The organism is Paenibacillus solanacearum (genome assembly GCF_910593845.1).
GTDB lineage: Bacteria > Bacillota > Bacilli > Paenibacillales > NBRC-103111 > Paenibacillus_G > Paenibacillus_G solanacearum.
Map to the genome: position 1 here is coordinate 1 of NZ_CAJVAS010000086.1, position 7,033 is coordinate 7,033.

5 protein-coding genes, 1 tRNA gene and 2 pseudogenes are annotated in these 7,033 nt (G+C 45.1%); 2 read left to right on the forward strand and 6 right to left on the reverse strand.

From position 1 onward, the window contains the following. Window positions 1-97: 97 nt before the first annotated feature. Together KXG62_RS33450 and KXG62_RS33455 are read right to left on the reverse strand one after the other, a co-directional pair. Window positions 98-361 (reverse strand): annotated as a pseudogene (locus tag KXG62_RS33450) (ATP-binding cassette domain-containing protein); the annotation flags it as partial. Between the two features lie 219 nt (window positions 362-580). Beyond that, window positions 581-2,155 (reverse strand): ABC-F family ATP-binding cassette domain-containing protein, encoded by a 1,575-nt coding sequence (locus tag KXG62_RS33455; RefSeq protein ID WP_218096336.1) that lies wholly within the window; start codon window positions 2,153-2,155, stop codon window positions 581-583. 157 nt (window positions 2,156-2,312) lie between these two features. Here KXG62_RS33455 and KXG62_RS33460 point away from each other — a divergent pair. Then, window positions 2,313-2,389, forward strand: a tRNA-Met gene (locus KXG62_RS33460). A 350-nt stretch (window positions 2,390-2,739) separates the two neighbouring features. Here the strand turns inward: KXG62_RS33460 and greA are convergent. From greA to KXG62_RS33480, 4 genes and pseudogenes are all read right to left on the reverse strand, one after another. Then, on the reverse strand, window positions 2,740-3,219 hold the full coding sequence (greA, locus tag KXG62_RS33465; RefSeq protein ID WP_218096337.1) for a transcription elongation factor GreA: 480 nt from the start codon (window positions 3,217-3,219) through the stop codon (window positions 2,740-2,742). 141 nt (window positions 3,220-3,360) lie between these two features. Next, a pseudogene (locus KXG62_RS33470) lies at window positions 3,361-3,477 on the reverse strand (deoxyribonuclease IV); the annotation flags it as partial. 72 nt (window positions 3,478-3,549) lie between these two features. Continuing rightward, window positions 3,550-3,732 carry a DUF2197 domain-containing protein gene (locus KXG62_RS33475; RefSeq protein ID WP_425517411.1) on the reverse strand — a complete coding sequence of 61 codons (183 nt, stop codon included), beginning with the start codon at window positions 3,730-3,732 and terminating at the stop codon, window positions 3,550-3,552. 22 nt (window positions 3,733-3,754) lie between these two features. After that, window positions 3,755-4,384: a TetR/AcrR family transcriptional regulator gene (locus tag KXG62_RS33480; protein WP_218096338.1), complete on the reverse strand. Its 630-nt coding sequence runs from the start codon at window positions 4,382-4,384 to the stop codon at window positions 3,755-3,757. Between the two features lie 210 nt (window positions 4,385-4,594). Here KXG62_RS33480 and KXG62_RS33485 point away from each other — a divergent pair, with 210 nt between their 5' ends. After that, window positions 4,595-6,862: an ATP-binding protein gene (locus tag KXG62_RS33485; protein WP_218096339.1), complete on the forward strand. Its 2,268-nt coding sequence runs from the start codon at window positions 4,595-4,597 to the stop codon at window positions 6,860-6,862. Window positions 6,863-7,033 lie beyond the last annotated feature (171 nt).

The window sequence follows — 7,033 nt, forward strand, 5'->3', positions numbered from 1 at the left end:
GTCCGTTTTGCTGCTCGCATAACTGTTCCTCATTTCTAATCAGGTATTTCTATTATTCTACCATATCGAGTATTCGTGGTGTTTTTCACCACACTTCTATATATTCAAAAACTGTTGTTTCTTTAGTGTTGTCTAGTTCCGAGAACTGACTTACATATCCAATTGTGCAATCGGGGTCTATCTCTAATTTGCCATCGAAAAGATATCTTTCTGGGTCCATCAGTATATCTATCAATGTACTTTTCCCACTACCACTTGTTCCTATAAAAGCGCAATGTTGTGCTTCTTCTAACGTAAATGAAATGTTGTTATATAGTTCTTTTTGAGGAAATGAGAAGGATAAGCGTTCAACTTTTATCATAGTATTACCTTTCTTTATAACTAAAATAGTGATTATCATTAGATGTTTTGCAGAACATAGGTTTTATGTTTACCGTTGTTAGAGTAACACTGTTTGCAACCAACTTCAATCCATTGGTATCCCCTCTGATTCCGGAATTCCCAAGCATGGTTGAACATACTCTCCAACGTGCCGCTATTTGTAGTCAACGCTGAAAGGTATCGAGAGAGCCCTTCTCTCTTACAGGCTCTGTTCGGTCACTCCCGTTACCGGATCGAAGGTCAGCATCTTGGTCCCGATCTTATCGATGAAGAAGCGATCATGGCTAACCGTAATGACCGCGCCGGGAAAATGGATCAGAGCTTGCTCCATTACCTGTATGCTCGTGAGGTCCAGATGGTTGGTCGGCTCGTCCAAGATAATAACGGCCGCACCCGAGAGAAGACACTTAGCCAGAGCCACCCGAGCCTTCTGCCCGCCGGACAGATTGCCGATCGCCTTGCTTAGATCCGCCTCCGAGAATTGCAGCATAGCTAGGAATTTGTTCACCTTTTTGCGCGGAGCGTCCAATCCCAATCCATACGTATTCACCGCGTGGCTGACGGTATCCTTAGGATCAAGTTCCTCCCACATCCGGTTGAAGTAGGCATAGTTAACGCCTTTCTCCCAGACAACCTCCCCGGAAACCGGCTTCTCCTGCCCGGAAAGCGCCTTAATGAGTGTGGACTTCCCGCTTCCGTTCGGTCCCACGATGACCAAACGATCTTCCTTCTGAATATCGAAGCTAACGTTCTCGAAGATCTGTCTACCCTCGTATGTTTGCCCGATCTTCTTCACTTCGCATAGCTTGTCCGGAAAGCGCAACCTCTCGTAGATATCGGTAATCAGCACGTTAACGGGATGCGGCTCTATCCGCTTCTTGTTATCCGCCAGCTTACGCGAGAGTCGGTCCTTGGAACCGGAATTCCGCTTCGCGCGATCGTCGATCGCCTCGGATTCCATGAGCAGCAGCTCTTCCTCCCACTCGAACTGGCGGTCCAGCTCCTTCTTGCGCATCTTCTTCTTACGGACGTAATCGGTGTAATTGCCTTCGTATTCCTGAAAATGATAGTTCTCGATCTCGATCGTGCGCGTGACGACCTTGTCGATAAATTGCCGATCATGCGACACCAGAATCATGGCTCCCTTGAATCGGTACAGCCACTGCTCCAGCCATGCGATCCCTTCCATATCCAAGTAATTCGTCGGCTCGTCGAGCAGAACGACATCAGGCAGCTCGATTAGCATTTTCGCAAGCGCCGCGCGGTTACGCCATCCTCCGGATAACTCATCGATTGGCTGGTTGCGGGATCTGTCTTTAAACCCTAACTTCGTAAGGACCGTATTAATCTCGACGGAAACGTTCCAGCCATCGAGATGATCCATTTGTTCGAATAACTCCGCTTGCCTTGCTAACAGCGCATTCATCTCGCGATCATCTGTAACCATACTCAGCTTATCTCCGACCTCTTGCAGCTCTCGTTCGATAAGGGCAACCTCCTCGAAGCACGCTTCCAGTTCTTGCTGAACGGACAGACTTCCGCTGAGTTCCGAGAATTGCGAAAAATATCCGATTCGCACCTGAGGATCTATTTCTACTCTGCCGGACGTCGGCTCTTCCTTGCCCATGATGAGCTTAAATACCGTTGACTTACCGGCGCCGTTCCGTCCGATTAGGCCGATACGTTCCCCTTGCATAACTCGAAAATAAATGTCGCGAAAGATCATAGACTCTTCGTATTTCTTCGTGACGTTCTCCAACCGTATTACGCTCATGGCCATCACCCTTCTGATTTCAACAATCTAGATTGATTATACCATCCTCGCCTTAAGGATACTTCACGCTCTAGAGAGAAGCTTGCATATTAACACCAATTAGTGTAATATAAGTGACTTGGGGAACGTTAAAGGTTACTATACTTTGTTATTCTATCGCGGGGTGGAGCAGCCCGGTAGCTCGTCGGGCTCATAACCCGAAGGCCGCAGGTTCAAATCCTGCCCCCGCAACCAACTTACAATTTTGTCTCGACACATATATGAGAATGCCTTTAAATCACTGATGTGGCTTAAAGGCATTTTTGCGTTATCTTATATATTTATGGATACTGTATATGCCCTGTGAGGAAACGAGCAAGTTGCTCTTATTTGTGATACGGTTCACTTATCACCAAAAAGGCGAAATCGCATGGCGCCGCAGCACGTAGGTTTCGCCTGAATTGGGGCATCTTCTGCCTATTGAACACAACTGCAACTTATTCTCATCAATTGAATCTCGTCAAAACCTATGCTGATCACTTATGCATGACCTCACCAGTACGAGCGAAACCATACAGAAGTGCCGACGGAAGTGCTAATTATGACTAAATCATTTTGATTTCGAGCAGCTCATACTGAAGATTGCCCATCGGCGCGTTTACGTTAATTATATCCCCTACCTTTTTGCCCAAAAGACCCTTTCCGAGCGGGCTTTCGTAAGATATTTTGCTCTCCGCTACATTCGCTTCAGCCGGACCGACAATGCGGTATTCAATCCTCTCGGCAAATTCAATATCATTCAAGATCACATAAGAACCTACGCCGACTTCATTCAAGTCCACACTGTCAGCACTCACGACTCGTGCCCGCTTTATCATCCGCTCCAGGACCAAAATCCTTGTTTCCATGTGCGATTGATCATCCTTGGCAGAATGGTACTCACTGTTTTCTTTAAGATCGCCATAACTAATCGCTACTTTCAACCGCTCCGCCAACTCCTTACGCCTGACCGTCTTGAGCTCGTTGAGTTCTTCCTCTATCTGCTCCAAGCCCTCTTGCGTCAATATTACTTCATCTTTATTCATCGTTTCAGCCCTCATTCCCTGTAGTCTATACTATATTACCTTACTTGGAGTGCAATAGCTAAAATAGTTATTGGATATTAGGATGGCAGAAAGTAGAATCAAGTCTTTTTTTCCCATTTCGAGTAGCGAGGAAGCCAGGGTATTAGAAAGTTGAGGATGGTGAACAATATAGTCCAAGGCTTGCAGACCTATAAGTCCATGTCCGATATTCTCATGCCGATCTTTACGGGAGCCGCGTTCGTTCTTGGAATCATTCAGCTTATCCAAATGGAAAGATCGCCATGGTGCTGGACAACAGCCGTATCCATCATGCTACCGGGTTTGAGTAAATCAAAAATTACGATTTATTCTGTTCATAAAACTCAATATAGCTTCAATGCGTATTTTATCAGCACATTCTTCGCAACAAAAAAACTTAACCGTTCTTTCCTTAGCTTGCTTATATTTTAGCGAACCTTCGTTTGCTTTGAATGTTTTTTTACAGCTAAAACAAATTACCTCATAGTAAAACATTTTAATCCCTCCTAAGTGAACCTCACTTTCTAGTTGATATATCGAATATTGTAACCAGTTCTCTCGTATATTCCTGAACATCTAAATGAGGCTTTCTCATTAATTCCATGGTGAATCCGTCAATGGCATTTCTAATTGTTAACGCCATTACCCTAGCCGATGGTTTGGTAAATTCCCGAAATATCCCTTCTTGCATTCCTTGGGTGAGAATATTTTCAATTGGAAGTAAAATGGCTTCGTCGTGTTCTGCCGCAAACTGAAGTTTACCATCAGCAGTTATCGTTTTAGAAACCAATTCTATAACAGCGAAAACATGCTGCCGATTTTCAGCTACAAATGCAAGATTAGATTCAATATACACTCGAAGTATTTCTTTAGGAGATTTTTGGGCTTCTATTCGTGGAGCAATGTATGATTGCCAAGCTATATAGTATTCGATAGTTATTTGCTCCAATAATTCCTCTTTATTTGCAAAGTGATAAGAAATAACTCCTTTACTGATATTTGCACGTTTTGCAATTTGTCCTAAAGAGGCTTGAGTGTAACCTACTTCTGCGATTGTTTCAATCGCACATTTCACGATTTGAGCTCTACGGGCTTTTTCAATGAATGACATTTCTTTTTGGTTAGTTGGTTTATTTTTTTTATTCATGTTCTTATTTTAGTACGATCGTACTAAAATATCAAGAAAAAAACATTTAGTCGAATAGTTCCGACTCATCCGTTCAAGAAGGCTCCGAACAGCCTTATACCAAGCTGTAGGTGTGGACTGCGAATTTGTCGATTTCTGTCTAGTTCCTAAAGGATTTTCTCCAATTAACGTCGAATAAGGCTAGACAACCTAGACTTTTTGGAGGACATCATGTCGATCAAGGTGAAACTGACCTTTTGCATTTCCCTGTTAGTCGCATTCATTCTCATGCTCAATCTGTCCATCAATTATTTCAGTTCAAAAAATCGTCTGCAGGAAGCCGCTCGGCAGCAAATGATAACGATCGCAGAACAAATCAGCACTACAGTGGAAGTCTCCCAGCAGGCGCGTCAGCATATGGAAGATGCGATCGGCGAAAAGCTCAGATCCGCAGCGATAGCCGCTAAGTCGGAACTGGACCCCGATATCGAAAAAGTATCCAATGCAAAGCTGGTTGAGCTTAGCAGGAAACTCGACGTTGACCACATCACACTTTGGAAAAAGTTGGGCAATGATATCGTCGCCCTTCGTTCTTCGGACCCTAAAGAAATCAATCTGAGTTCTAGGAGCTGGGACTATTGGCATACCGCATTTTTGCAGCTTTTCGAGCAATATAACGTGATGATCCCACAAGGCCAAAAGCTGGAAAATTATTGGTCCGGTCCTATCAATTATGCGACATCTGATCCTAACGTCATTAACAAGTGGGGCGATTATTACGACGGAACAACGAATTATATGATTAATCCTTATGTGAATGCCAAAGCCATTTTAGACTTTCAAAAAACGACCGGGACGGAAGCCGTCATCGCCAAGATGCTGGATAAAAACCACAATATCCTGGAGATCACCGGCTTTGATCCGCAATTTTTCGGTAAGAAGCCGATTATCAAAATCAAACAAGGCATCCCGGTGTTTAACCTGGACGTCCGGGATATCATCTTCGGAACGTTCAGCTATGCCGACGAGCAGAACGATGTCTTTTTTATACAGAGAACGATTCAATCCGGAAGCATTGAAACGACTGAAGCCAAGATTAATGGTAAGCATGTCATCAGAAGCTTCATTCCAATCAAGGCTGAGAATCCCTATGTCATTGGGATCAGCTTCGATCAGCAAGCGATAGTTGACATGTTGAACCATCAGCTTTTTATACACGGTATCATTTCGCTGAGTCTTCTGCTGGTTACCATGGGGACCAGTTATGTGCTGGCCGGCCTGATGATTCGGCCCATTCATCAAATTCTTGATGTCGTTGGCCAAGTCGCAAGAGGTAAGTTCGACAGCCTGATCGTCTCGCACCGGAATGATGAGCTCGGGCTCCTAGCAACCCAGGTCAATACGATGACGAACAATTTGTACGACTACACGACCAGGTTGAAGGATGCTGCGGATGAACTTCGCACGACGAAAGAATATTTGGAGTCCTTCGTCAATCACACCTCCGACGGCATCCATGTATCGGATCTGCAAGGCAATGTGCTGCAAATGAATCAGGCTTTTGAGAACATTTTCGGCTGGAAACAAGAGGAAGTATATGGCAAGACCTTAACCAATATCCCTGCGGAGGTTCAGAAGGAATATGAGGAGCAGGTAACCAAGATGCTACAAGGGGAATCGGTGACCGATTATGAAACGATCCGATATACGAAGGACAGCCGGGTCATCGATGTTAGCATTACCATCTCGCCCATCCGCGACGAACGCGGACATATTGTCGCAATCGCTTCTATTACAAGAAACATCACCACCCGCAAACAAACCGAGGATGTGCTCAGAAAGTCAGAGAAGCTGTCGGTCATCGGCCAGCTCGCAGCGGGCGTCGCTCATGAAATCCGCAATCCTCTGACTACGCTGAAAGGTTTTGTACAGCTGCAGAAGTTGCAAGGTTCGCTCAAAGATAACCATTTGGAAATCATGCTCTCCGAACTGGACCGAATCAATTTTATTGTCAGCGAGTTTCTCGTTTTGGCCAAGCCTCAGGCCGTTCAATATCAGCTCGCGGATGTCAGGGATATTTTGCTGCATGTGGGGAAATTCCTTGAATCTCAGGCGAGTCTGGATAATATACAGATTGATATGAAGCTGGACGCTGCCGGGATTCCGCTTATCCAATGTGAGTCCAATCAGTTGAAGCAGGTGTTCATCAATGTGCTAAAGAATGCCATGGAGTCCATGCCGGGCGGGGGCAAAATCATCGTCGAACTGGATAACCCGGATCCCAACCGTATCGTCATACGGATCATCGATCACGGGTGCGGGATTTCAGAGGAAGAACTGAACAGGATCGGCGAGCCGTTTTATACCAAGAAGGAGCAAGGCAACGGACTGGGTCTTATGGTGACGCAGCGCATCATTCATAATCATAAAGGGACCCTATCGATACGAAGCAAACCCGGGGAAGGGACTTGCGTGGAGATCACGCTGATGAAAGGTTAAAAAAAATGACCCAGGATTAGGCAGACTGATTAGATGGCTCCTGTATTCATCGAGGCCACTGAAGAACTTCCGTTTTTTCTACTGGCGTCCCTCATAAGTTGCAAAAAGACATCTACCTCTTTTTTTTAGGGGCGGATGTCTTTTTTTGGAGTCTCTAAATCGGTCTACTCG

What these genes read in the sequence shown, in the direction of transcription:
- KXG62_RS33475 (WP_425517411.1), bottom strand. Translation starts at nt 3,732, where the DNA reads ATGTTTTACTATGAGGTAATTTGTTTTAGCTGTAAAAAAACATTCAAA.
- KXG62_RS33485 (WP_218096339.1), top strand. Translation starts at nt 4,595, where the DNA reads ATGTCGATCAAGGTGAAACTGACCTTTTGCATTTCCCTGTTAGTCGCA.
- KXG62_RS33455 (WP_218096336.1), bottom strand. Translation starts at nt 2,155, where the DNA reads ATGAGCGTAATACGGTTGGAGAACGTCACGAAGAAATACGAAGAGTCT.
- greA (WP_218096337.1), bottom strand. Translation starts at nt 3,219, where the DNA reads ATGAATAAAGATGAAGTAATATTGACGCAAGAGGGCTTGGAGCAGATA.
- KXG62_RS33480 (WP_218096338.1), bottom strand. Translation starts at nt 4,384, where the DNA reads ATGAATAAAAAAAATAAACCAACTAACCAAAAAGAAATGTCATTCATT.